Annotated in this window: 24 protein-coding genes and 1 tRNA gene; all 25 read left to right on the forward strand. The window is 67.5% G+C overall.

Annotation, left to right across the window (positions count from 1 at the left end):
• Positions 1-409 precede the first annotated feature (409 nt).
• The 25 genes from P2H44_RS17285 (at position 410) to rplP (ending at position 25,610) form a co-directional block, all read left to right on the forward strand.
• Entirely contained in the window at positions 410-1,603 is a 1,194-nt protein-coding gene (locus tag P2H44_RS17285; RefSeq protein WP_275765327.1) for an aspartate aminotransferase family protein, read from the forward strand.
• Positions 1,600-2,529 (forward strand): ornithine carbamoyltransferase, encoded by a 930-nt coding sequence (gene argF, locus P2H44_RS17290; protein WP_275765329.1) that lies wholly within the window; start codon positions 1,600-1,602, stop codon positions 2,527-2,529. Before P2H44_RS17285 ends, argF begins: the two co-directional genes overlap by 4 nt.
• A 407-nt stretch (positions 2,530-2,936) precedes the next feature.
• Positions 2,937-3,012, forward strand: a tRNA-Trp gene (locus tag P2H44_RS17295).
• 79 nt (positions 3,013-3,091) lie between these two features.
• Positions 3,092-3,298 carry a preprotein translocase subunit SecE gene (secE, locus tag P2H44_RS17300; protein ID WP_275765331.1) on the forward strand — a complete coding sequence of 69 codons (207 nt, stop codon included), beginning with the start codon at positions 3,092-3,094 and terminating at the stop codon, positions 3,296-3,298.
• A 285-nt stretch (positions 3,299-3,583) separates the two neighbouring features.
• Positions 3,584-4,117: a transcription termination/antitermination protein NusG gene (gene nusG / locus P2H44_RS17305; RefSeq protein ID WP_275765333.1), complete on the forward strand. Its 534-nt coding sequence runs from the start codon at positions 3,584-3,586 to the stop codon at positions 4,115-4,117.
• 100 nt (positions 4,118-4,217) lie between these two features.
• Positions 4,218-4,646: a 50S ribosomal protein L11 gene (gene rplK, locus P2H44_RS17310; protein ID WP_275765336.1), complete on the forward strand. Its 429-nt coding sequence runs from the start codon at positions 4,218-4,220 to the stop codon at positions 4,644-4,646.
• Positions 4,647-4,650: 4 nt separating this feature from the next.
• Complete coding sequence (gene rplA / locus P2H44_RS17315; RefSeq protein WP_275765337.1) at positions 4,651-5,349, forward strand: 50S ribosomal protein L1; 699 nt, start codon at positions 4,651-4,653, stop codon at positions 5,347-5,349.
• A 306-nt stretch (positions 5,350-5,655) separates the two neighbouring features.
• Positions 5,656-6,171 (forward strand): 50S ribosomal protein L10, encoded by a 516-nt coding sequence (gene rplJ, locus P2H44_RS17320; protein WP_275765338.1) that lies wholly within the window; start codon positions 5,656-5,658, stop codon positions 6,169-6,171.
• An 81-nt stretch (positions 6,172-6,252) separates the two neighbouring features.
• A complete protein-coding gene (gene rplL / locus P2H44_RS17325; RefSeq protein WP_275765340.1) occupies positions 6,253-6,630 on the forward strand; it encodes a 50S ribosomal protein L7/L12 in 378 nt (125 codons plus the stop codon).
• A gap of 371 nt (positions 6,631-7,001) precedes the next feature.
• Positions 7,002-11,102, forward strand: coding sequence for a DNA-directed RNA polymerase subunit beta (gene rpoB / locus P2H44_RS17330; RefSeq protein ID WP_275765342.1), 4,101 nt, complete (start codon positions 7,002-7,004; stop codon positions 11,100-11,102).
• Between the two features lie 86 nt (positions 11,103-11,188).
• Positions 11,189-15,457 carry a DNA-directed RNA polymerase subunit beta' gene (gene rpoC / locus P2H44_RS17335; RefSeq protein WP_275765344.1) on the forward strand — a complete coding sequence of 1,423 codons (4,269 nt, stop codon included), beginning with the start codon at positions 11,189-11,191 and terminating at the stop codon, positions 15,455-15,457.
• Positions 15,458-15,758: 301 nt separating this feature from the next.
• Positions 15,759-16,049, forward strand: a complete 291-nt coding sequence (locus P2H44_RS17340; RefSeq protein WP_275765346.1) for a hypothetical protein — start codon at positions 15,759-15,761, stop codon at positions 16,047-16,049.
• Between the two features lie 348 nt (positions 16,050-16,397).
• Positions 16,398-16,769 (forward strand): 30S ribosomal protein S12, encoded by a 372-nt coding sequence (gene rpsL, locus P2H44_RS17345; RefSeq protein WP_092859269.1) that lies wholly within the window; start codon positions 16,398-16,400, stop codon positions 16,767-16,769.
• An 11-nt stretch (positions 16,770-16,780) separates the two neighbouring features.
• Complete coding sequence (rpsG, locus tag P2H44_RS17350) at positions 16,781-17,251, forward strand: 30S ribosomal protein S7 (RefSeq protein ID WP_092859270.1); 471 nt, start codon at positions 16,781-16,783, stop codon at positions 17,249-17,251.
• A 78-nt stretch (positions 17,252-17,329) separates the two neighbouring features.
• Entirely contained in the window at positions 17,330-19,471 is a 2,142-nt protein-coding gene (fusA, locus tag P2H44_RS17355; protein WP_275765349.1) for an elongation factor G, read from the forward strand.
• A gap of 75 nt (positions 19,472-19,546) precedes the next feature.
• On the forward strand, positions 19,547-20,722 hold the full coding sequence (tuf, locus tag P2H44_RS17360; protein ID WP_275764633.1) for an elongation factor Tu: 1,176 nt from the start codon (positions 19,547-19,549) through the stop codon (positions 20,720-20,722).
• A gap of 85 nt (positions 20,723-20,807) precedes the next feature.
• Positions 20,808-21,116, forward strand: a complete 309-nt coding sequence (gene rpsJ, locus P2H44_RS17365) for a 30S ribosomal protein S10 (protein ID WP_092864335.1) — start codon at positions 20,808-20,810, stop codon at positions 21,114-21,116.
• A gap of 10 nt (positions 21,117-21,126) precedes the next feature.
• Entirely contained in the window at positions 21,127-21,987 is an 861-nt protein-coding gene (rplC, locus tag P2H44_RS17370) for a 50S ribosomal protein L3 (protein WP_275765352.1), read from the forward strand.
• The gene (rplD, locus tag P2H44_RS17375; protein ID WP_275765354.1) at positions 21,984-22,604 is read left to right on the forward strand and encodes a 50S ribosomal protein L4; all 621 of its coding nucleotides are present in this window, start codon (positions 21,984-21,986) and stop codon (positions 22,602-22,604) included. Before rplC ends, rplD begins: the two co-directional genes overlap by 4 nt.
• Positions 22,601-22,897, forward strand: a complete 297-nt coding sequence (locus P2H44_RS17380) for a 50S ribosomal protein L23 (protein WP_275765355.1) — start codon at positions 22,601-22,603, stop codon at positions 22,895-22,897. Before rplD ends, P2H44_RS17380 begins: the two co-directional genes overlap by 4 nt.
• A gap of 64 nt (positions 22,898-22,961) precedes the next feature.
• A complete protein-coding gene (rplB, locus tag P2H44_RS17385; RefSeq protein ID WP_275765356.1) occupies positions 22,962-23,801 on the forward strand; it encodes a 50S ribosomal protein L2 in 840 nt (279 codons plus the stop codon).
• 13 nt (positions 23,802-23,814) lie between these two features.
• The gene (gene rpsS, locus P2H44_RS17390) at positions 23,815-24,093 is read left to right on the forward strand and encodes a 30S ribosomal protein S19 (RefSeq protein ID WP_275765357.1); all 279 of its coding nucleotides are present in this window, start codon (positions 23,815-23,817) and stop codon (positions 24,091-24,093) included.
• Between the two features lie 6 nt (positions 24,094-24,099).
• On the forward strand, positions 24,100-24,480 hold the full coding sequence (gene rplV / locus P2H44_RS17395; RefSeq protein WP_275765359.1) for a 50S ribosomal protein L22: 381 nt from the start codon (positions 24,100-24,102) through the stop codon (positions 24,478-24,480).
• On the forward strand, positions 24,480-25,178 hold the full coding sequence (rpsC, locus tag P2H44_RS17400) for a 30S ribosomal protein S3 (protein WP_092864356.1): 699 nt from the start codon (positions 24,480-24,482) through the stop codon (positions 25,176-25,178). Before rplV ends, rpsC begins: the two co-directional genes overlap by 1 nt.
• An 18-nt stretch (positions 25,179-25,196) precedes the next feature.
• A complete protein-coding gene (rplP, locus tag P2H44_RS17405) occupies positions 25,197-25,610 on the forward strand; it encodes a 50S ribosomal protein L16 (RefSeq protein ID WP_275765360.1) in 414 nt (137 codons plus the stop codon).
• The last annotated feature ends 168 nt before the right edge of the window (positions 25,611-25,778 follow it).

Below are 25,778 nucleotides of genomic sequence, written 5' to 3' on the forward strand. Positions count from 1 at the left end.
CCCCCTCGCCTGACCCGCCCAGCGGCTCTGCGCCCTGCGGGCGATGGCGGAGGATGCTCCGTCCCGAGGGCGAGGCCCCCGACGACCCTCCTCATTCGTCCGGAGAGCGGGGCTAAGCGCCGGGCCTTCCCCGCGGACTCGACGCGCAACGCGCCCCTGCCTGACTTATCGTCAGGATGTTGGAGCGGCGCGGTCCATTCTCCCTCCCATCCCGGTCGTTTTACTCGAGCGCTACGGCCAGAGCGCGGCCGCGAGGGCGCGCCGGGGGGCGATTTCGCACGCCGGACAGGCCCGGTTGATTGACTTTTCGCGCACTTTGCCCGATGCAGCCCGTTCCGCCCCGCCCGGCCCGGCCGCCCACGCGGGGCGATTTCCATTCTGCGGCCGAATACATACGAGGAGTCCTCGAGTGATCACGCCGGTCCTGCCGACCTATGCGCGGGCCCCCCTTTCCTTCGTGGAAGGGTCCGGTCCCTGGCTGATCGACGACAAGGGTGAACGTTATCTGGATCTCGGCGCCGGGATCGCGGTCAACGTTCTGGGCCATGCCAACCCGCGTCTCGTCGCTGCGCTGGAGTCCCAGGCCCGACGTCTGTGGCACACCTCGAACCTCTACCGAATTCCCAACCAGGAGAAGCTCGCGCAGCTCCTGACCGACAACACCTTCGCCGACACCGTGTTCTTCACGAACTCGGGCACCGAGGCGATCGAGTGCGCGGTCAAGATGGCGCGCAAGCACTTCCACCATAACGGGAAGCCGGAGAAGGTGCGGATCATCACCTTCGAGGGGGCCTTCCACGGCCGCTCCTCGGCGGGCATCGCGGCCTCGGGCGGCGAGAAGATGACCAAGGGCTTCGGCCCGATCCTCGAAGGGTTCGACAAGGTCCCGATGGGCGACGAGGCGGCGCTGCGCGCGGCCATCGGCCCGGAGACGGCCGCGATCCTGATCGAGCCGATCCAGGGCGAGGGCGGCATCCGGATGGTCGACGCGGCCTTCCTGAAGCTGCTGCGCAAGCTCTGCGACGAGCATGACCTGCTGCTGATCCTCGACGAGATCCAGTGCGGCGTGGCGCGGACCGGCAAGCTCTTCGCCTACGAGTGGGCGGGGATCGAGCCGGACATCATGACCATCGCCAAGGGCATCGGCGGCGGCTTCCCGCTGGGAGGGTGCCTGGCCACGGAATCCGCGGCCGACGGCATGGTCGCGGGCACCCACGGCTCGACCTACGGAGGCAACCCGCTGGGCTGCGCGGTGGGCGTCGCGGTGATGGAGGCGGTGCTCGAGGACGGGTTCCTGGCCGAGGTCAACCGCAAGGCCGGCGCGCTTCGCCAGAAGCTCGAAGGCCTGATCGCCGCCCATCCCGACGTCTACGAGGGCGTGCGGGGCGAGGGGCTGATGCTGGGCCTCAAGTGCAAGGCCCCCAACACCGACGTCGTGGCCGCCGGCTACGGCGCCCATGTGCTGGTGGTTCCCGCCGCCGACAACGTGGTGCGCCTGCTGCCGCCGCTGAACATCACCGACGAAGAGATGGCCGAGGCCGTCGAGCGCCTCGACGCGACGGCGGTCGCGGTGGAGGGCAAGCTGAAGGAGGCGACCGGATGACCCGGCACTTCCTCGACCTGGACAAGGTCCCCGCCAAGACCCTGCGCGCGATCATCGAGGACGCCCGCGCCGTGAAGGACGCCCGCGCCGGCCGCCCCAAGGGCACGCCGGACGACGACCTGGCGCTGGCCGGCAAGATGGTCGCCCTGGTGTTCGAGAAGCCCTCGACCCGGACCCGCGTCTCCTTCGACGTGGGCATCCGCCAGATGGGCGGCGAGACGATGATGCTGACCGGCGCCGAGATGCAGCTGGGCCACGGCGAGACGGTGGCCGACACCGCCCGCGTGCTGAGCCGCTACGTCGACGCGATCATGATCCGCACGTTCGAGGAGCATACGCTGCTGGAGCTTGCGGAGCATGCCACGGTCCCCGTCATCAACGGGCTGACCAACCGCTCGCACCCCTGCCAGATCATGGCCGACGTGATGACCTACGAGGAGCATCGCGGCTCGATCGCGGGGCGCAAGGTGGTGTGGTCGGGCGACGGCAACAACGTCTGCGCGTCGTTCCTGCACGCCGCCGGCCGCTTCGGCTTCGACATGACCTTCACGGGTCCCGAGACGCTGGACCCCGACCCCAAGGTGGTCGACTGGGCCCGCGGCGAGGGCGCCGAGGTGGTGATCGAGCGCGACGCGCTGAAGGCGGCCGAGGGGGCGGACCTGGTGGTCACGGACACGTGGCTGTCGATGCACGACGACGCCTCGGCCCGCGACCGCCGCCACAACCAGCTGCGCCCCTACCAGGTGAACGGGGCGCTGATGGCGAAGGCCAAGCCCGACGCGCTGTTCATGCACTGCCTGCCCGCCCACCGGGAGGAGGAGGCGACCTCCGAGGTCATGGATGGACCCCATTCGGTGATCTTCGACGAGGCCGAGAACCGCCTGCACGCCCAGAAGGCGATCCTGCGCTGGTGCCTGGCCGGCTGAGGGCGCAGCGCGCCTGACGGATCCAGAGAGCGGGCCCCACGGCCCGCTCTTTTCGTTCTAGGGGGCCTCGCCGGCCCGGCGCCCGCTCCGCCAACCCGGTCCTCGTGCCGCTGGCGCTCGGCCCTCGGGCCTCCGCCGCGTCCCGGCCCGCTCTGGGCGCGGGCGGTCGGGGACCGTGGCGCCGAATCCCGGGCCTTCCGACGATTCTCTCCGGCGGCGCCGGCCGCGTCGGAACCGCGGGGCAGGGCGCCCGGAACGGAGCCGAGGCGCCCGGCGGAGGCGCTCCGGGCGGGCGTCGCGGCCCGCGGGGCCGCTTGCGGGCGGGGCGTGCGGCCGCGGACGCTGCGGAACTTGCACGCCGCCGCTTGACCTCCCATCTGACGAGCGGTAGAGACCGCCTCCGCTGGAGGGGTGTAGCTCAGTTGGTAGAGCATCGGTCTCCAAAACCGAGGGCCGGGGGTTCGAGTCCCTCCGCCCCTGCCAGCGAATTCTCCGCGCGCCGCCGGCGCCGGAGGCCAGGGTCCCGCCGACGGGCGGGCGACCGGATCGAGGAGACCTCCGAATGGCCCGCGCGAATCCCCTGCAGTTCATCCAGCAGGTGCGTTCCGAGGCCGCCAAGGTGGTCTGGCCCACCCGCCGCGAGACCGTCGTGACCACCATCATGGTGTTCGTGATGGCGGCGCTGGCCGCGGCCTTCTTCTTCGGCGTCGACACGCTGATCGGCTTCGGGATCGACCAGATCCTGCACCTGGGCGCGACCAGCCTCTGACCTCGCGGGCCCGCCCGCCGGTCCCGCTCCTCTCCCCTGTCTCGCGGACGCGGCGCCGCCTCTCGCGCAGGCCGGCCCGTCCGTCCCGGATCGGAGCGAACCGCCTCGGGCCGACGCAACGGCCTCGGGGCTTGCCATAGAGCGTCGCCGCCTGTAGTGGGGGCGCTCCCATCAGGAAGTACGGCGCGCAGCGATTCGGGGAACGTCCCCCGAGGCCGCGCGCCTGATGCTTTGAGAGAAGACGGCGTCCGGCAAGGACGCGAAGGGCGAGGTTCGGCAGGCGGCATGGCGAAGCGCTGGTATACGGTCCACGTGCTCTCCAACTTCGAGAAGAAGGTCGCCGAGGCGATCAAGGAGGGCGCTCGTCAGAACGGGCTCGAGGACGAGATCGAGGACGTGCTGGTCCCGACCGAGGAAGTCGTCGAGCTGCGTCGCGGCAAGAAGGTGCAGACCGAGCGCCGATTCATGCCGGGCTACGTTCTGGTGAAGATGCAGATGACGGACGAGGCCTATCACCTCGTCATGGGCACGAACCGGGTGACCGGCTTCCTCGGCCCGATGGGGCGCCCGACGCCCCTGCGGGACTCCGAGGTCGAGCGCCTGATCAGCCAGGTCGCCGAAGGGGTGGAGCGTCCGCGCCCCGCCATCACCTTCGAGATCGGCGAGCAGGTGAAGGTCACCGACGGCCCGTTCGAGAGCTTCACCGGCATGGTCGAGGAAGTGGACGAGGCGAACGCCCGCCTGAAGGTGGCGGTCTCGATCTTCGGCCGCTCGACCCCGGTCGAGCTGGAATACGCCCAGGTCCAGAAAGAGGCCTGAGCGAAAGGCGCGGGAGGCGAGGGCGACGCGTCGTCCGGACCGCACCGCTAACCGAAAGCCGCCGGATCGCGTTCCGGGGGCGGGATGAAGGAGAGGCCATATGGCCAAGAAGATCATCGGCAGCCTGAAGCTGCAGGTGCCGGCGGGCAAGGCGAACCCCTCGCCGCCGATCGGCCCGGCGCTGGGTCAGCGCGGCATCAACATCATGGCGTTCTGCAAGGAATTCAATGCGGCGACGCAGGGGATGGAAGTCGGCGCCCCGTGCCCGACCATCATCACCTACTACCAGGACAAGTCCTTCACCTTCGAGATCAAGACGCCCCCGGCGTCGTTCTTCCTCAAGAAGGCCGCGGGCCTGAAGTCGGGCGCCAACAAGCCCGGCCGCGACACCGCCGGCTCGGTCACCGCCAAGCAGGTGCGCGAGATCGCGGAAGCGAAGATGAAGGATCTGAACGCCAACGACATCGACGCGGCGATGCAGATCATCCTCGGTTCCGCCCGGTCGATGGGCATCGAGGTGAAGGGCTGAAACGATGGCTAAGCTGAGCAAGCGCGCGAAAGCGAACCGGGCCGCCGTCGACGGCAAGGAGAACCTCGGTCTCGAAGAGGCCGTGGCCCTGATCAAGGCCAACGCCAAGGCGAAGTTCGACGAGTCCGTCGAGATCGCGATGAACCTGGGCGTCGACCCCCGTCACGCGGACCAGATGGTGCGCGGCGTGGTGACCCTGCCCAACGGCACCGGCAAGACCGTGCGCGTCGCCGTCTTCGCCCGCGGCCCGAAGGCCGACGAGGCGCAGGCCGCCGGCGCGGACATCGTCGGCGCCGAGGACCTGATGGAGACGATCCAGGGCGGCACGATCGACTTCGATCGCTGCATCGCGACCCCGGACATGATGCCGCTCGTCGGCCGTCTCGGGAAGGTGCTGGGCCCCCGCGGCCTGATGCCGAACCCCAAGGTCGGCACCGTGACCATGGACGTGGCCCAGGCGGTGAAGAACGCCAAGGGCGGCGAGGTGCAGTTCCGCGTCGAGAAGGCCGGCATCATCCACGGCGGCGTGGGCAAGGCCAGCTTCGACGCCGACGCGCTGGCGCAGAACGTGCGGGCCTTCGTGGCCGCCGTCGCGCGCTCCAAGCCGACCGGCGCCAAGGGCACCTACCTGAAGAAGATCTCGCTCTCCTCGACGATGGGGCCGGGCGTGTCGGTGGACGTGGCTTCGGCCTCCGCCGAGTGATTTCGGGGGCGTCTCCCGCAGGGGGGGCGCCGTCGAGCAGAGGTTCGCCGGAGGGTCCTCGGACCCGAAGGCGGCAGCCGGGCCTCCGGGGGCATCCCCGGGCGCCCATCTCGTCCGAGACGGCGGGTGAGGATCACCTTCGGGGGGTCTTCTTAATTGCCCGCCATAGACGGGGAACGAGTTCCGGAACCGCTCCGCAAGGCGCGGTCTTGGCTCGGGACCCGGACGGGACCTGAACGTCGTCGGGGGCAACCCTGGCGGCCATGGAGCCGGGGGGCGCAAGCCTCCCAAACTTGGAGTGCACCTGTGGACAGAGCGCAAAAAGAGGCCGTGATCGCGGACCTCGACAAAGCTTTCGCCGAGTCCGGGTCGGTCGTGGTGTGTCACTACGCCGGTCTCACGGTCGCGCAGATGTCGGACCTCCGCATTCAGATGAAGAATGCGGGCGGACAGGTCCGGGTCGCCAAGAACACGCTCGCCAAGATCGCCCTGGAAGGCAAGCCGTGCGAGGGGCTCAAGGAGCACCTCGTCGGTCAGACCGTCCTCGCCTATTCCGAAGATCCCGTCGCCCCGGCGAAGGTGATCGAGGCCTATGCCAAGAAGAACGAGAAGCTCGTTATCATTGGCGGGGCCATGGGTGCGGAGGTCTTCGACGCCGAAGGCGTGAAGCAGCTGGCCAAGATGCCGAGCCGCGAGGAGGTTCTCGCCTCCATCGTCGGCGCGCTGCTCGCTCCTGCGTCGAACCTTGCCGGCGCGATCACGGCCCCCGCGAGCAACATCGCGGGCATCCTCAAGACCATCACGGAAAAAGAGGACGCGTGATCGAGGCATCTGCCATCGAGAGATCGACCGCGGATACGCGACGATCGCCTGAACGCAAACTTACGGAAACGGAACTGAAAAATGGCTGACATCAAGTCCCTCGCCGAGCAGCTGGTGAACCTGACCCTGCTCGAGGCCAACGAGCTGAAGAACCTCCTCAAGGACGAGTACGGCATCGAGCCCGCCGCCGGCGGCGCCGTCATGATGGCCGCTCCCGCCGGGGAGGCCGCGGCCGCCGAGGAAGAGAAGACCGAGTTCGACGTGATCCTCGTCGAAGCCGGCGACAAGAAGATCAACGTGATCAAGGAAGTCCGCGCCATCACCGGCCTGGGCCTCAAAGAGGCCAAGGAGCTGGTCGAGGCCGGCGGCAAGGCCGTGAAGGAGCAGGCTCCGAAGGCCGAGGCCGAGGAGATCAAGAAGAAGCTCGAGGAAGCCGGCGCGAAGGTCGAGCTTAAGTGAGCTTGCGCGCGGCCGCGGCTGCGCCTTACTGAAACAAGGGCTGGCCCCGCGTGCGCGCGGGGCCGGCTCGTCCGTTTCCGAACGACGGGGCAGGGCCCCGTTCCAGGAGGCGGGGGTCCCGATCGCCGCTCCGGCGCCCCATATGATGGGGCTCGCTCCGGAAAAGACGAGGGGGACCAGACGATGACCGAGCGTCCTCCGGGACGCCCGCGGGAAGGGCAGGGACCTTTTCCGCAGGCGCCCCGGAGGGCGCGCGGGATCCGGGACGCGGGCCGTGGGACGCCCGCACGAATATGGATCCGCGCCCATTGCGGACGCGTCGCGGCCGGACCGCCCCGCCGGACCGACGACGCCGAAGGCCGAGGTTGAGCATGACTCAGACGCATTCCGTTCGCAAACGCATCCGCAGGAGCTACGGCAAGATCCGTGAAGTCGCGAAGATGCCGAACCTGATCGAGGTTCAGAAATCTTCGTACGACCTGTTCCTGGATTCGGGCGACGGCGCGGTCCCCATGGACGGGGAGGGCCTCCAGGGGGTCTTCCAGTCCGTCTTCCCCGTCAAGGACTTCAACGAGACCGCGGTGCTGGAGTTCGTGAAGTACGAGCTCGAGGCGCCGAAGTACGACGTCGAAGAGTGCCAGCAGCGCGACATGACCTATGCCGCGCCGCTGAAGGTCACCCTGCGCCTGATCGTGTTCGAGGTGGACCCCGACACCGAGGCGAAGTCCGTCAAGGACATCAAGGAGCAGGACGTCTACATGGGCGACATGCCCCTGATGACGAAGCACGGCACCTTCGTCGTCAACGGGACCGAGCGGGTCATCGTCTCCCAGATGCACCGCTCCCCGGGCGTGTTCTTCGACCATGACAAGGGCAAGACTCACTCCTCGGGCAAGCTCCTGTTCGCCTCGCGCGTGATCCCCTACCGCGGCTCCTGGCTCGACTTCGAGTTCGACGCCAAGGACATCGTCTTCGCGCGCATCGACCGGCGCCGGAAGCTGCCGGTGACGACGCTGCTCTATGCCCTGGGCCTGACGCAGGACCAGATCATGGAGGAGTTCTACGGCATGGTGCCGTATCGCCGGGTCAAGGACGGCTGGGCGGTGCCGTTCCGCGGCGAGCGTCTGAAGGCCACCAAGCCCGACTTCGACATCATCGACGCCGCCTCCGGCGAGGTGCTGTTCGAGGCCAACAAGAAGATCACCCCGCGCAAGATCAACCAGCTGCTCGAGCGCGGCGACGTCGCCGAGACGCTGGCGCCGTTCGAGACGCTGTACGGCCGCTACGTCGCGCAGGACCTGATCAACGAGAAGACCGGCGCGATCTACGTCGAGGCCGGCGACGAGCTGAACGAAGAGAACGTCCAGGAGCTGCTCGACGCGGGCTTCGACGAGATCCCGACGCTGGACGTCGACATCTCGATCGGCCCGTGGATGCGCAACACCATGGCCGCCGACAAGAACATGAACCGGGAGCAGGCGCTTCTGGACATCTACCGCGTCATGCGCCCCGGCGAGCCGCCGACCGTCGACGCGGCCGAGACCATGTTCAACGGCCTGTTCTTCGATAGCGAGCGCTACGATCTTTCCGCGGTCGGCCGCGTGAAGATGAACATGCGCCTCGACCTCGACGCCGATCCCTCGATGCGCACCCTGCGCACCAAGGACATCGTCGCGGTCATCAAGGCCCTGGTCGAGCTGCGCGACGGCCGCGGCGAGGTGGACGACATCGACCACCTCGGCAACCGTCGCGTGCGCTCCGTCGGCGAGCTGATGGAGAACCAGTACCGCGTCGGCCTGCTGCGCATGGAGCGCGCGATCAAGGAGCGCATGTCCTCGGTCGACATCGACACGGTCATGCCGCAGGACCTGATCAACGCCAAGCCCGCGGCCGCCGCGGTGCGGGAGTTCTTCGGCTCCTCGCAGCTGTCGCAGTTCATGGACCAGACCAACCCGCTGTCGGAAGTGACCCACAAGCGGCGTCTCTCGGCCCTCGGGCCGGGCGGTCTGACCCGTGAGCGCGCCGGCTTCGAGGTGCGCGACGTGCACCCGACGCACTACGGCCGCATGTGCCCGATCGAGACGCCGGAAGGGCCGAACATCGGCCTGATCAACTCGCTGGCCTCGTTCGCGCGCGTGAACCGCTACGGCTTCATCGAGACGCCCTACCGCAAGGTCATCGACGGCAAGGTCTCGGACGAGGTGGTCTATCTCTCGGCCACCGAGGAGATGCGCTACACCGTCGCCCAGGCGAACGCGAACCTCACCGAGGACTACGAGTTCGTCAACGACCTGGTCTCCACCCGCAAGGGCGGCGAGTTCATGCTCAGCCCGCGCGAGAACATCGACCTGATCGACGTCTCGCCCAAGCAGCTGGTGTCGGTCGCGGCCTCGCTGATCCCGTTCCTCGAGAACGACGACGCGAACCGCGCGCTGATGGGCTCGAACATGCAGCGCCAGGCGGTGCCGCTGGTGAAGGCCGAGGCCCCCTTCGTGGGCACCGGCATCGAGGAGATCGTGGCGCGCGACTCCGGCGCGGCGATCACCGCGCGGCGCGGCGGCATCATCGACCAGGTCGATGCGGTCCGCATCGTCGTGCGCGTCACCGACGACATGGACCCGGGCGATCCGGGCGTGGACATCTACCGTCTGCGCAAGTTCCAGCGCTCGAACCAGAACACCTGCATCAACCAGCGTCCGCTGGTGAAGGTGGGCGATCGGGTCGCGGCGGGCGACGTGGTGGCCGACGGCCCGTCCACGGACCTCGGCGAGCTGGCGCTCGGCAAGAACGTGCTCGTCGCGTTCATGCCGTGGAACGGCTACAACTACGAGGACTCGATCCTGATCTCCGAGCGCATCGTGAAGGACGATGTGTTCACCTCGATCCACATCGAGGAATTCGAAGTCATGGCCCGCGACACCAAGCTCGGGCCGGAAGAGATCACGCGGGACATCCCCAACGTCGGTGAAGAAGCGCTGCGCAACCTCGACGAGGCGGGCATCGTCTACATCGGGGCCGAGGTCGGGCCGGCGGACATCCTCGTCGGCAAGATCACGCCGAAGGGCGAAAGCCCGATGACGCCGGAGGAGAAGCTGCTCCGCGCCATCTTCGGCGAGAAGGCCTCCGACGTGCGCGACACCTCGCTGCGCCTGCCGCCGGGCGACCACGGCACCGTCGTCGAGGTGCGCGTGTTCAACCGGCACGGCGTCGAGAAGGACGAGCGCGCCCTGCAGATCGAGCGTGAAGAGATCGAGCGTCTGGCCCGCGACCGCGAGGACGAGACGGCGATCCTGGAGCGCAACATCTACGCGCGCCTCAAGGACCTGATCCTCGGCAAGACCGCGGTGAAGGGGCCCAAGGGCGTCAAGGCCGGCTCGGAGATCACCGAGGAGCTGCTGGGCACGCTGTCGCGCGGCCAGTGGTGGCAGCTGGCGCTCGCCGAGGAGGCCTACGCCTCCGAGATGGAAGCCCTCAACAAGCAGTTCGACGCGCAGAAGAAGAACCTCGAGCGCCGCTTCGACGACAAGGTCGAGAAGGTGCGTCGCGGGGACGACCTGCCGCCGGGCGTGATGAAGATGGTCAAGGTGTTCGTCGCGGTGAAGCGCAAGCTGCAGCCGGGCGACAAGATGGCCGGCCGTCACGGCAACAAGGGCGTCATCAGCCGCGTGGTTCCCGAGGAGGACATGCCCTTCCTCGAGGACGGCACGCCGGTCGACTTCGTGCTCAACCCGCTGGGCGTGCCCTCGCGCATGAACGTCGGACAGATCCTCGAGACGCATATGGGCTGGGCCGCGCGCGGCCTGGGCGCCCAGATCGGCGAGGCGCTGGACAACTACAAGCGCTCGGGCGAGTTCGCCGAGGTCGAGGCCAAGATGCGCCACGCCTACTCCGACGAGGTGTACGAGGCCGAGACCTCGCACATGACGCAGGAGGAGATCCTGGAGGCCGCCGAGAACGTCCGTCGCGGCGTTCCCATCGGCACCCCGGTCTTCGACGGCGCCAAGGAGCCGGACGTCAACGACGCGCTGGAGCGGGCGGGCTTCCACGTCTCGGGCCAGTCGACCCTCTACGACGGCCGCACGGGCGAGGCGTTCGCCCGTCCGGTGACCGTGGGCGTGAAGTACCTGCTGAAGCTGCACCACCTGGTGGACGACAAGATCCACGCGCGCTCCACGGGCCCGTACTCGCTCGTCACGCAGCAGCCCCTGGGCGGCAAGGCCCAGTTCGGCGGCCAGCGGTTCGGCGAGATGGAGGTCTGGGCGCTGGAGGCGTACGGCGCGGCCTACACGCTGCAGGAGATGCTGACGGTCAAGTCGGACGACGTGGCCGGGCGCACCAAGGTCTACGAGTCCATCGTCAAGGGCGAGGACGACTTCGAGGCCGGCGTGCCCGAGAGCTTCAACGTTCTGGTCAAGGAGATCCGTTCTCTGGGCCTGAACATGGAGCTGCTCGACAGCGAAGGCTCCGAGTGAGCGCGATCCGGATTTCTGGCGCGGCGGGTCGACCCCGCCGCGCCGACCGGGCCGCCATTGAATTCGAGCTCTATGGGAGCTGACGCATGAACCAGGAAGTCTCCAACGTCTTCGCGCCGGTGCAGGCCCCCCGCACCTTCGACGAGATCAAGATCACCCTGGCCTCGCCCGAGCGGATCCTCAGCTGGTCCTTCGGCGAGATCAAGAAGCCCGAGACCATCAACTACCGCACGTTCAAGCCGGAGCGGGACGGTCTCTTCTGCGCGCGCATCTTCGGTCCGATCAAGGACTACGAGTGCCTGTGCGGCAAGTACAAGCGCATGAAGTATCGCGGGATCACCTGCGAGAAGTGCGGCGTCGAGGTCACCCTCCAGAAGGTGCGCCGCGAGCGGATGGGCCATATCGAGCTGGCCTCCCCCGTCGCGCACATCTGGTTCCTCAAGTCGCTGCCCTCCCGCATCGGCCTGATGCTGGACATGACGCTGCGCGACCTCGAGCGGATCCTCTACTTCGAGAACTACGTCGTCATCGAGCCGGGCCTGACGGACCTCAAGCACGGCCAGCTGATGTCGGAGGAGGACTACCTCGACGCGCAGGACCAGTACGGCGAGGACGCCTTCCGCGCCGGCATCGGCGCCGAGGCCATCCGTGAGATGCTGGCCGAGATCGACCTCGAGCGCGAGGCCGAGCAGCTGCGCGTGGACCTCTCCGAGGCCACCGGCGAGCTGAAGCCCAAGAAGATCATCAAGCGCCTGAAGCTGGTCGAGAACTTCATCGAGTCGGGCAACCGGCCCGAGTGGATGGTGATGACCGTGGTGCCGGTGATCCCGCCCGAGCTGCGCCCGCTGGTGCCGCTGGACGGGGGCCGCTTCGCGACCTCGGACCTCAACGACCTGTATCGCCGCGTCATCAACCGCAACAACCGCCTGAAGCGGCTGATCGAGCTGCGCGCGCCCGACATCATCATCCGCAACGAGAAGCGGATGCTGCAGGAGTCGGTGGACGCGCTGTTCGACAACGGCCGTCGCGGCCGCGTCATCACCGGCGCCAACAAGCGCCCGCTGAAGTCGCTCGCCGACATGCTCAAGGGCAAGCAGGGCCGGTTCCGTCAGAACCTGCTCGGCAAGCGCGTCGACTTCTCGGGGCGTTCGGTGATCGTGACCGGTCCCGAGCTGAAGCTGCACCAGTGCGGCCTGCCCAAGAAGATGGCGCTGGAACTGTTCAAGCCCTTCATCTACGCGCGCCTCGACGCCAAGGGCCTCAGCTCCACCGTCAAGCAGGCGAAAAAGCTGGTCGAGAAGGAGCGTCCCGAGGTCTGGGACATCCTCGACGAGGTGATCCGCGAGCATCCGGTTCTGCTGAACCGCGCGCCCACGCTGCACCGCCTCGGCATCCAGGCCTTCGAGCCGGTGCTGATCGAGGGCAAGGCGATCCAGCTGCATCCGCTGGTCTGCTCGGCCTTCAACGCGGACTTCGACGGCGACCAGATGGCCGTGCACGTTCCCCTGAGCCTCGAGGCCCAGCTGGAAGCGCGCGTCCTGATGATGTCGACGAACAACGTCCTGTCGCCCGCCAACGGCAAGCCGATCATCGTTCCCTCGCAGGACATGATCCTCGGCCTCTACTACATCTCGATCGCGCGTGACGGCCTGCCCGGCGAGGGCATGGTCTTCGGCTCGATGGACGAGGTCGAGCATGCGCTGGCCGCCGGGATCGTGCAGATGCACACCAAGATCCAGGCCCGCGTGCGCCAGATCAACCCGGAGACGGGCGAGCCCGAGGTGAAGCGGTTCGAGACGACCCCGGGCCGCATGCGGCTGGGCCAGCTCCTGCCGATGAACGCCAAGACCCCGTTCGACCTGGTCAACCGCCTTCTGCGCAAGAAGGAGGTCGGCGAGGTCATCGACACCGTCTACCGCCACTGCGGTCAGAAGGAGTCGGTGATCTTCTGCGACCGGATCATGGGCCTGGGCTTCACCGAGGCGTTCAAGGCCGGCATCTCGTTCGGCAAGGACGACATGGTGATCCCCGACACCAAGTGGCCGATCGTCAACGAGACGCGCGAGCTGGTGAAGGAGTTCGAGCAGCAGTACCTCGACGGCCTGATCACCCAGGGCGAGAAGTACAACAAGGTGGTCGACACCTGGGCCAAGTGCACCGACCGCGTCGCGGCCGAGATGATGGCCGAGATCTCGTCGGTCAAGAAGGACGACGCGGGCATGGAGCTGGAGCCCAACTCCATCTACATGATGTCCCACTCGGGCGCCCGTGGCTCGCCGACCCAGATGCGTCAGCTGGCGGCCATGCGCGGCCTGATGGCCAAGCCCTCGGGCGAGATCATCGAGACGCCGATCACCTCGAACTTCAAGGAAGGCCTGACCGTGCTCGAGTACTTCAACTCGACCCACGGCGCCCGCAAGGGCCTGGCCGACACCGCGCTGAAGACCGCCAACTCGGGCTACCTGACCCGTCGTCTCGTCGACGTGGCGCAGGACTGCATCGTGCGCGAGTTCGACTGCGGCACCGACAAGGGCATCCAGGCCTCGGCGGTGGTGGACGGCGGCGAGACCATCGCCTCGCTCGCCGAGCGCATCCTGGGCCGCGTGCCGGTCGAGGACGTGGTCGAGCCGATCTCGGGCGAGGTGATCCACCCCGCCGGGACCATGATCGAGGAGCATCACGCCGACGCCATCGAAGAGGCCGGCGTGCAGACGGTGCACATCCGCTCGCCCCTGACCTGCGAGCTGCAGGACGGCGTCTGCGTGCAGTGCTACGGCCGCGACCTGGCCCGCGGCACGCAGGTGAACGAGGGCGAAGCGGTGGGCATCATCGCGGCGCAGTCGATCGGCGAGCCCGGCACCCAGCTGACGATGCGGACCTTCCACATCGGCGGCGCGGCGAACGTGGCCGACAACTCCTTCATGGAGTCCTCGCATGAGGGCACCCTGGAGTTCCGCAACCGCAACCTGATCACCGATCAGGACGGCAACATCATCGTGCTGGGCCGCAACATGACCCTGGCGGTGATGGACAACCGCGGCGCGGCGCCGATCGAGCGGGCGACCTTCAAGCTGCCCTACGGCGCCCGTCTGCTGGTCTCGGAAGGGGATCAGATCGCGCGCGGCCAGAAGCTGGCCGAGTGGGATCCCTACACCCTGCCGATCATCGCCGAGAAGGCGGGCCGCGCGCGGTTCGTCGACCTCAACCTCGGGGTCTCGGTGCGCGAGGTGACGGACGATGCGACCGGCATCTCCCAGCGCATCGTGATCGACTGGCGCTCGGCCCCCAAGGGGAACGAGCTGAAGCCCGAGATCCTGGTGCTGAACCCCGAGACCGGCGAGCCGGTGCGGCTGGAGAACGGCAACCCGGCGCACTACCCGATGTCGGTGGACGCGATCCTCTCGATCGAGGACGGCCAGGACATCCGGGTCGGCGACGTGCTCGCCCGTATCCCGCGCGAGGGCGCGAAGACCAAGGACATCACCGGCGGTCTGCCGCGGGTGGCGGAGCTGTTCGAGGCCCGGCGTCCGAAGGATCACGCGATCATCGCCGAGGTGGACGGCACGGTGAAGTTCGGCCGCGACTACAAGAACAAGCGGCGGATCACCATCGAGCCGGCGGACGAGAGCCTCGACCCCGTCGAGTACCTCGTGCCCAAGGGCAAGCACATCGGCGTCCAGGAGGGCGACTTCATCCAGAAGGGCGAGTACCTGCTGGACGGTCACCCGGCCCCGCACGACATCCTCCGCATCATGGGGATCGAGGCGCTGGCCGACTACCTGGTCAACGAGGTGCAGGACGTCTACCGACTGCAGGGCGTGAAGATCAACGACAAGCACATCGAGGTGATCGTTCGCCAGATGCTGCAGAAGATCGAGATCCTGGACGGCGGCGAGACGACCTTCCTGGCGGGCGAGCAGGTGGACCGCGTCGAGTTCGACGAGATGAACGAGAAGGCGCACGCCAAGGGCCTGAAGCCCGCGACGGGCGAGCCGGTCCTGCTGGGCATCACCAAGGCCTCGCTGTCGACCCGGTCCTTCATCTCGGCCGCCTCCTTCCAGGAGACGACCCGGGTGCTGACCGAGGCGGCCGTGCAGGGCAAGCGCGACAAGCTGGTGGGCCTGAAGGAGAACGTCATCGTCGGCCGCCTGATCCCGGCCGGCACCGGCGGGGCCACCGCGCGGGTGAAGAAGGTCGCCGCGGATCGCGACGCCAAGATCATCGCGGCCAAGGAGGCGGAAGCCGCCGCCGCCGCGGTGGAGATGGGCGCCGAGATGGCGGTGGAGACCGGCGCCGGCGGCTCGTCCATGGACATCCTGGACGTGACCCCGGAGGACGACTCCGACCTGAGCTGAGCGGCAGGCGCCGGGGGCCCCCTCCGGCGCGGGACCGCCTGAAGACGACCGCGGCCCGCCTCCCCTCGAGGCGGGCCGTTCTCGTTCGCCGCGTCGGTCGGCCGCGCGGACTGGACGTCGAGACGTCACTATTTCGAGCGCCAGTTTCATATTTGTACTAGCGTATTCTTCGCCTTGAAGTTTCAATTCAAATCCAAAAACGTTTTTTGTCTTGAGATAGATCAAGGGAGCGCGCCGGCGAAACGTTATTTTGCCGGAATCGCGGCCCCTTTGCCGTTCCCCAACGCACGGAATCGCCCGGATGATGCAGGAGACGAACGACGCCTCTTTCTCGAACGCGCATATCGAGTTCGACATCGGGGAACGGAATTCATCGGAAGACGCCTCGCGTCTGCCCAAGATCCGCAGCGCGGCCGAGGACCTCGCCCTGGCGCTCGAGGGGCTGGCGGGGCTCCGGCGGCGAATCCGGCCGTCCAGGGGGCGGCCGCACGCGCTCGAGGATCTGGCCCAGGCGCTGAGCCGGGTCGACGAGGCGCTTGCGGAAGCCGTGCGCGAACTCTATGAAGCGGAACCCGAAAACGGGGGAGATTGACCCCGTCGCGCCGCGCTTGAGGCGCGGCGCGGTCCCCCGGTCCGGCAGGCCTCGCGGCATTCGCCGCCGCCTGTTGACACCGTCGGGGACCCTGCGTAGGTTCCGCGCACTTCCGGTACGGCGAGTCGCCGTCATCCGGAGGGAAGCCGACCACTGGCGGTCATGATCCGGGCCTCTTCGGGGCGCCCCGATCCTCTGCAAGGCGCCGCAGGCGGCCCGGACACGGGGCGTCGCGGTGTTTCGCGCATTCGCGGGGTCTCCCGCGAATCGTGATGAATAAGTTTTTGCGTCGTCGAGCCATGGGGGCCGCGGCGCGTACGAGGGAAGCAGCGAAAGGGTCTGGGCCTGATGCCGACCATTCAGCAGCTGATCCGGAACCCCCGGCAGCCGAAAGTCAAACGCCAGAAGGCGATGCACCTGCAGGCCTGCCCGCAGAAGCGGGGCGTCTGCACGCGCGTCTACACCACCACCCCGAAGAAGCCGAACTCCGCGCTCCGCAAGGTCGCCAAGGTTCGTCTGACCAACGGGTTCGAGGTGATCTCCTACATCCCCGGCGAGGGGCACAACCTGCAGGAGCACTCGGTGGTGCTGATCCGCGGCGGCCGCGTGAAGGACCTTCCCGGCGTGCGCTACCACATCCTGCGCGGCGTGCTCGACACGCAGGGCGTGAAGGACCGCAAGCAGCGCCGCTCCAAATACGGCGCCAAGCGGCCTAAGTGAGGAACTGAGAGATGTCGCGACGTCACCGCGCGGAGAAGCGTGAGATCCTGCCCGACGCCAAGTATGGCGACAAGATCCTCACGAAGTTCATGAACAACCTCATGTACGACGGCAAGAAGTCCGTCGCCGAGGGCATCGTCTACGGCGCGCTGGAGCGGGTTGAGACCCGCCTTCGCCGCGAGCCGGTCGAGGCCTTCCACGAGGCCCTGGACAACGTGAAGCCCTCGGTCGAGGTCCGCTCCCGCCGCGTCGGCGGCGCGACCTACCAGGTCCCCGTCGAGGTGCGCCCCGAGCGCCGCGAGGCGCTGGCCATCCGCTGGCTGATCGACTCGTCGCGCAAGCGCAACGAGAACACCATGGAAGAGCGGCTCGCCGCCGAGCTCATGGACGCCTGTCAGGGCCGCGGCACCGCCGTGAAGAAGCGGGAAGACACCCACAAGATGGCCGACGCCAACAAGGCGTTCAGCCACTACCGCTGGTAACAGACTGCAGGACGCCTCCGACACCGGTCGGGGGCGTCCGTCGCCCTCCGCACCTCCTCGGACCCAAGGACGAGACCGATGGCCCGCGAATATTCGCTCGAGCGCTACCGTAACTTCGGGATCATGGCGCACATCGACGCCGGCAAGACGACGACGACCGAGCGCATCCTCTACTACACCGGCAAGTCCCATAAGATCGGCGAAGTCCACGACGGCGCCGCGACCATGGACTGGATGGAGCAGGAGCAGGAGCGCGGCATCACCATCACGTCGGCCGCGACGACCACGTTCTGGTTCCGCACCGAGGATGGCAAGAACCCGACCGGCATCTACGGCGACACGCCGGACGAGGCCCGCTTCCGGTTCAACATCATCGACACCCCCGGCCACGTCGACTTCACCATCGAGGTGGAGCGGTCTCTGGCCGTGCTCGACGGCGCGGTGTGCGTGCTGGACGCCAACGCCGGCGTCGAGCCCCAGACCGAGACCGTCTGGCGCCAGGCCGACCGCTACAAGGTCCCGCGGATCGTGTTCGTCAACAAGATGGACAAGATCGGCGCCGACTTCTTCAACTGCGTGCACATGATCAAGGACCGCACCGGCGCCCAGCCGCTGCCGATCCAGTGCCCCATCGGCTCGGAGACCGAGCTGGAGGGTCACGTCGATCTGATCACCATGAAGGAGTGGGTCTGGAAGGGCGAGGACCTCGGCGCCTCCTGGGTCGTCACGGAGATCCGTGACGAGCTGAAGGACAAGGCCGAGGAAATGCGCGCCGAGATGATCGAGCTCGCCGTCGAGATGGACGACGAGGTCATGGAGAAGTACCTGGAGGGCGAGGAGCCCGACCAGGCGACCCTGCGTCGCCTGATCCGCAAGGGCACGCTCTCGATGGCCTTCGTTCCGGTCCTCTGCGGCTCGGCCTTCAAGAACAAGGGCGTGCAGCCGATGCTGAACGCCGTGATCGACTTCCTGCCGGGCCCCCTCGACGTTCCGCCGTACATGGGCTTCCTGCCCGACGACGAGTCCGAGACCCGCAACATCGCGCGTCACGCCGACGACTCCGAGCCGTTCTGCGGCCTGGCCTTCAAGATCATGAACGACCCGTTCGTCGGTTCGCTCACCTTCACCCGCGTCTACTCGGGCATCATCTCCAAGGGCGACTCCGTGCTCAACTCGACCAAGGGTCGGAAAGAGCGCATCGGCCGCATGATGATGATGCACTCGAACAACCGCGAGGAGATCGACTGGGCCGGCGCCGGCGACATCATCGCGCTCGCGGGCCTCAAGGAGACCACGACCGGCGACACGCTCTGCGACCCCTCCAAGCCGGTGGTCATGGAGACGATGACCTTCCCCGATCCGGTGATCGAGCTGGCCATCGAGCCCAAGACCAAGGCCGACCAGGAGAAGATGTCTCAGGGTCTGCAGCGTCTGGCGGCCGAGGATCCCTCCTTCCAGGTCTCGACCGACATCGAGTCCGGCCAGACCATCATGAAGGGCATGGGCGAGCTTCACCTCGACATCCTGGTCGACCGCCTGAAGCGGGAGTTCAAGGTCGAGGCGAACATCGGCGCCCCGCAGGTGGCCTACCGCGAGACGATCTCGCACGACGCCGAGATCGACTACACGCACAAGAAGCAGTCCGGCGGTTCGGGCCAGTTCGCGCGCGTGAAGATGGTGATCAAACCGACCGAGCCGGGCGAGGGCTACTCGTTCGAGTCCAAGATCGTCGGCGGCTCGATCCCCAAGGAGTACGTGCCCGGCGTCGAGAAGGGCATCAAGTCGGTGATGGACTCCGGTCCGCTGGCGGGCTTCCCGGTCATCGACTTCAAGGTCGAGCTGATCGACGGCGCCTTCCACGACGTCGACTCCTCGGTGCTGGCGTTCGAGATCGCGGCCCGCGCCGCGATGCGCGAGGGCCTGCGCAAGGCCGGCGCGAAGCTGCTCGAGCCGGTGATGAAGGTCGAGGTCGTGACGCCGGAGGAGTACACCGGCGGCATCATCGGCGACCTGACCTCGCGTCGGGGCCAGGTGACCGGCCAGGACAGCCGCGGCAACGCGGTGGCGATCAACGCCTTCGTGCCGCTGGCCAACATGTTCGGCTACATCAACAACCTGCGCTCCATGTCCTCGGGCCGCGCGCAGTTCACCATGCAGTTCGACCACTACGAGCCGGTGCCGTCGAACATCAGCCAGGAGATCCAGGCGAAATACGCCTGATCCGCGACACGCAAAATCGCCGCCGGGCGCCCAACGGGGCGTCCGCGCTGGCTTGACGATTTACGGAGAAGACCCATGGCCAAGGCCAAGTTCGAGCGCAACAAGCCGCACGTCAACATCGGGACCATCGGTCACGTCGACCACGGCAAGACGACGCTGACGGCTGCGATCACCAAGTACTTCGGCGAGTTCCGCGCCTACGACCAGATCGACGGCGCGCCGGAGGAGAAGGCGCGCGGCATCACGATCTCGACCGCGCACGTGGAGTACGAGACCGAGGCGCGCCACTACGCCCACGTCGACTGCCCCGGCCACGCCGACTACGTGAAGAACATGATCACCGGCGCGGCGCAGATGGACGGCGCGATCCTGGTGGTGAACGCCGCCGACGGCCCGATGCCGCAGACCCGCGAGCACATCCTGCTCGCGCGCCAGGTCGGCGTGCCCGCGCTGGTGGTGTTCATGAACAAGGTCGACCAGGTCGACGACGAGGAGCTGCTGGAGCTCGTCGAGATGGAGGTGCGCGAGCTCCTCTCGTCCTACGAGTTCCCCGGCGACGACATTCCGATCGTGGCGGGCTCGGCGCTCGCCGCGATGGAGGGCCGCGACCCCGAGATCGGCGAGAACAAGATCCGCGAGCTGATGGCCGCCGTGGACGAGTACATCCCGACCCCTGAGCGTCCCATCGACCAGCCGTTCCTGATGCCGATCGAGGACGTGTTCTCGATCTCGGGCCGCGGCACCGTGGTGACCGGCCGCGTCGAGCGCGGCATCGTGACCGTGGGCGAGGAGATCGAGATCGTCGGCATCCGTCCGACGAAGAAGACCACCGTCACCGGCGTCGAGATGTTCCGCAAGCTGCTGGACCGCGGAGAGGCGGGCGACAACATCGGCGCGCTGCTGCGCGGCGTGGGTCGCGACGACGTCGAGCGCGGCCAGGTGCTGTGCAAGCCCGGTTCGGTCACCCCGCACACGGACTTCGAGGCCGAGGCCTACATCCTCACGAAGGAAGAGGGCGGCCGTCACACCCCGTTCTTCACCAACTACCGCCCGCAGTTCTACTTCCGGACCACCGACGTGACCGGGACCGTGGCGCTGCCCGAGGGCACCGAGATGGTGATGCCGGGCGACAACCTGAAGTTCACCGTCCAGCTGATCGCCCCGATCGCGATGGAAGAGAAGCTCCGCTTCGCCATCCGTGAAGGCGGCCGCACCGTCGGCGCGGGCGTCGTCTCGAAAATTCTGAAGTAAAACCCGGCAGTTCTGCTCCTTGGCGGCCGGGGCCCAAACCCCGGCCGCCTACGTTGAGTTCCCTGCCTTTCGGAGAGCCAGAGCCATGCAAGGCCAGAACATCAGGATCCGCCTGAAGGCGTTCGACTACCGGGTGCTGGATGCCAGCACCCAGGAGATCGTCGACACCGCCAAGCGGACCGGCGCGCAGGTGCGGGGGCCCATTCCCCTGCCCAACAAGATCGAGAAATTCACGGTCCTGCGCGGCCCGCACATCGACAAGAAGTCTCGCGAGCAGTTCGAGATCCGCACCCACAAGCGGCTCCTGGACATCGTGGACCCCACGCCGCAGACGGTGGACGCGCTGATGAAGCTCGACCTCGCCGCCGGCGTGGACGTCGAGATCAAGCTCTGAGGGGGTTGAGATGCGCTCCGGAGTGATCGCCAAGAAGCTGGGCATGACCCGGCTGTTCATGGAAGACGGCCGCCAGATCCCGGTGACCGTTCTCCAGATGGAAAACGTTCAGGTCGTGGCTCAGCGCACGTCCGAGAAGGACGGCTATTCGGCCGTTCAGCTCGGCGCCGGCGCCGCCAAGGCCAAGAACACGCCCGCCCCGATGCGCGGCCACTTCGCCAAGGCGAACGTGGCGCCCAAGCGCAAGCTGGCGGAGTTCCGCGTGGCCCCCGAGAACCTGATCGGGGTCGGCGAAGAGATCACGGCCGACCACTACTTCGAGGGTCAGTTCGTGGACGTCGCCGGCACCTCGATCGGCAAGGGCTTCGCGGGCGCGATGAAGCGGCACAACTTCGGCGGCCTGCGGGCGTCGCACGGCGTGTCGATCTCGCACCGCTCGCACGGCTCCACCGGCCAGTGCCAGGACCCGGGCCGCGTGTTCAAGGGCAAGAAGATGGCCGGTCACATGGGCGCCGCCCGCGTGACCGTTCAGAACCTGCAGGTGGTCAAGACCGACTCCGAGCGCGGTCTGATCATGGTCAAGGGCGCGGTTCCCGGTTCGCGCGGCGGTTGGGTCACCATCCGCGACGCGGTCAAGAAGCCGACCCCTGAGAACGTGATCCTGCCGGCCGCCCTGCGGTCCGCCGCCGAGGAGGCCCGCAAGGCCGCCGAAGCCGCCGCCGCCGAAGCCGCCGCCGCCGAGGCCGCGGCCGAGGAAGAGCGGCTCGCCGCCGAGGCCGCCGCTCAGGAGGCCGCGCTGAAGGAAGCCCAGGCGTCCACCGATGAGGGCGACGCCGAGGGTCAGGCCCCCGAAGGAGGCGATGAGAAATGAAGACCGAAGTGGTCACTCTCGACGCCGGCGCCGCGGGCGAGATCGAGCTCGACGACGCGATCTTCGGGCTCGAGCCGCGCGCCGACATCCTGCACCGCGTGGTGCGCTGGCAGCTCGCCAAGCGCCAGGCGGGCACGCACAAGACCAAGACCCGGGGCGAGGTCTCCTACTCGACGAAGAAGATCTATCGTCAGAAGGGCACCGGCGGCGCGCGTCACGGCGACAAGGCCGTCTCGCAGTTCCGTCACGGCGGCACCGTCAAGGGCCCGGTCGTGCGCTCCCACGCGCATGACCTGCCCAAGAAGGTCCGCAAGCTGGGTCTGAAGATGGCGCTGTCCGCGAAGGCGCGCGACGGCAAGATCATCGTCGTGGACAAGGCGGAGCTCGACGAGGGCAAGACCAAGTCGCTGAAGGCGAGCTTCGAGAAGCTCGGCCTGAAGCGGGTCCTGATCCTCGACGGGGCGGAGATCCAGGAGAACTTCTCCCGGGCTGCGCGCAACATCGCCGACGTGGACGTGCTGCCCACCGCGGGCGCGAACGTCTACGACATCCTGCGGCGCGACACGCTGGTTCTGACCAAGGCCGGCGTCGAGGCTCTGGAGGCTCGACTGAAATGACCGCGAAGCACGAGCTCTACGACGTGATCCGCAAGCCGATCATCACCGAGAAGTCCACGATGGCGTCCGAGCAGAACGCCGTGGTCTTCGAGGTGGCGATCGACACGACGAAGCCGAAGATCAAGGAAGCCGTCGAGACGCTGTTCGGCGTGAAGGTGAAGGCCGTGAACACGACCGTCACCAAGGGCAAGACCAAGAAGTTCAAGGGCGTGCCCGGTCGCCGCAAGGACGTCAAGAAGGCGTACGTCACCCTCGAAGAGGGCAACACGATCGACGTGACGACCGGGCTCTGAGCCCGGTCATCACGCTGAACCCCATCCCCAGGCGCAAGCCTGGACGGCAACGGAAGACAGCAAGATGGCGTTGAAAACTTACAACCCCACGACGCCGGGCCAGCGCGGGCTGGTTCTGATCGACCGTTCGGAGCTGTACAAAGGCCGCCCCGAGAAGAAGCTCACCCACGGGCTTACGAAAAAGGGCGGTCGCAACAACACCGGACGGATCACGGCGCGTCGGATCGGCGGCGGGGCCAAGCGGCTCTACCGCATCGTCGACTTCAAGCGTCGCAAGTGGGACGTCCCCGCGACGGTCGAGCGGATCGAGTACGATCCCAACCGGACCGCGTTCATCGCCCTGGTGCGCTACCAGGACGGCGAGGTGGCCTACATCCTGGCCCCGCAGCGCCTGGCGGTCGGCGACACCGTCGTCGCCGGCTCGAAGGTCGACGTGAAGCCCGGCAACGCGATGCCCTTCTCGGGCATGCCGGTCGGCACGATCGTGCACAACATCGAGCTGAAGGCGGGCAAGGGCGGGCAGATCGCGCGCTCGGCCGGCGCCTACGCCCAGTTCGTGGGTCGTGACGGCGGCTACGCCCAGATCCGTCTGAGCTCGGGCGAGCTGCGTATGGTCCGCCAGGAGTGCATGGCCACGGTGGGCGCGGTGTCGAACCCCGACCACTCGAACCAGGACTTCGGCAAGGCCGGCCGCACGCGGCACAAGGGCAAGCGTCCCTCGGTCCGCGGCGTCGCGATGAACCCGATCGACCACCCCCATGGCGGCGGCGAAGGCCGCACCTCGGGCGGCCGCACGCCGGTCACCCCCTGGGGCAAGGACACGAAGGGCCGCCGGACCCGCAAGAACAAGGCGACCCAGAAGTACATCATTCGCTCGCGGCATGCCCGCAAGAGCGGCCGCTGAGGAGGGACGATAGATGGCACGTTCCGTCTGGAAAGGTCCGTTCGTCGACTCCTACGTCCTGAAGAAGGCGGAGAAGGCGCGGGAATCCACGCGAGCCGAGGTGATCAAGATCTGGTCGCGTCGCTCCACCATCCTGCCGCAGTTCGTGGGCCTCACGTTCGGCGTCTACAACGGCCAGAAGCATATCCCGGTGAACGTCACCGAGGACATGATCGGCCACAAGTTCGGCGAGTTCTCGCCGACGCGCACGTACTACGGCCACGCCGCCGATAAAAAAGCGAAGCGGAGGTAACGGGCGATGAGCAAGTCTTCCAACCCCCGCCGCGTGGCGGACAACGAGGCGATGGCGGTCTCCCGCATGCTTCGCATCAGCCCGCAGAAGCTGAACCTGGTTGCGGGCCTGATCCGCAAGAAGCCGGTCGGCAAGGCGCTGAACGAGCTGGCGTTCTCGAAGAAGCGGATCGCGCATGACGTGCGCAAGACGCTGCAGTCGGCGATCGCCAACGCGGAGAACAACCACGGGCTCGACGTCGACGAGCTGATCGTGGCCGAGGCCTGGGTGGGCAAGAACCTGGTCCTGAAGCGCGGGCGTCCCCGGGCGCGCGGCCGCTTCGGGCGGATCGAAAAGCCGTTCAGCCAGATCACCATCAAGGTCCGGCAGGTCGAGGAGAGCGCCTGATGGGCAACAAGGTCAATCCGATCGGGCTGCGCCTGCAGGTCAACCGCACCTGGGACAGCCGCTGGTACGCGAACGCCAAGGACTACGGCGCGCTGCTTCACGAGGACATCCGTATCCGGGAGTTCATCAAGAAGAAGTGCGCCAACGCCGGCGTGTCGCGCGTCGTGATCGAGCGCCCGCACCGCAAGTGCCGGGTGACGATCCACACCGCGCGTCCGGGCGTGATCATCGGCAAGAAGGGCGCCGACATCGAGAAGCTTCGCAAGGACGTCGCGAAGCTGACCTCGTCGGAGCTGCACCTCAACATCGTCGAGGTCCGCAAGCCCGAGATCGACGCGCAGCTGGTCGGCGAGAACATCGCCCAGCAGCTCGAGCGTCGCGTCGCCTTCCGTCGCGCCATCAAGCGTGCGGTGCAGAACGCCATGCGCATGGGCGCGCTGGGCATCCGCATCAACGCCGGCGGCCGTCTCGGCGGCGCCGAGATCGCGCGCACCGAGTGGTACCGCGAGGGCCGCGTGCCCCTGCACACCCTGCGGGCCGACATCGACTACGCGCATGTCGAGGCGAAGACCGCCTACGGCATCATCGGGATCAAGGTCTGGATCTTCAAAGGCGAGATCATGGAGCACGATCCCCAGGCGCGCGACCGTCGCCAGCAGGAGCTGCAGGAGGGCGCGGCGCGCCCGGCCCGCGCCTGAGCCTGAGGAGCTAAGAAGATGCTTTCTCCGAAACGCACGAAGTTCCGCAAGCAGCACAAGGGCCGCATCCACGGCCTGGCGAAGGGCGGCACGGAGCTGAACTTCGGGTCTTACGGGCTGAAGGCCATCGAGCCGGAGCGCATCACCGCGCGCCAGATCGAGGCCGCCCGCCGCGCCATGACGCGTCACATGAAGCGTCAGGGCCGCGTGTGGATCCGGATCTTCCCGGACGTCCCCGTGACCCAGAAGCCCACCGAAGTCCGCATGGGCAAGGGCAAGGGTTCGGTCGAATACTGGGCCGCGAAAGTGAAGCCCGGCCGCGTCATGTTCGAGATTGACGGGGTGTCCGAACCTGTGGCACGGGAGGCCCTCCGGTTGGCGGCGATGAAGCTGCCGATCAAGAGCCGATTCGTGCAGAAAGAAGACTGGTGATCCCGGGTCCGCTCCGGCGGACCACGGCGGTCGCCTGACTGCTGCGAACAGGCGCCCGACGAGGGGCTGGCTATGCCGGCCCCCCGTCGTCGTCAGATGAGATCGCCGGGGCGGATCCGGCAGGTGAATTCAGGGCTCGACGCCGCCCGAAGAGGGAACGGTCGAGAC

The organism is Albimonas marina, from assembly GCF_029223255.1.
In the GTDB taxonomy this organism is placed as follows: Bacteria; Pseudomonadota; Alphaproteobacteria; order Rhodobacterales; family Rhodobacteraceae; genus Albimonas.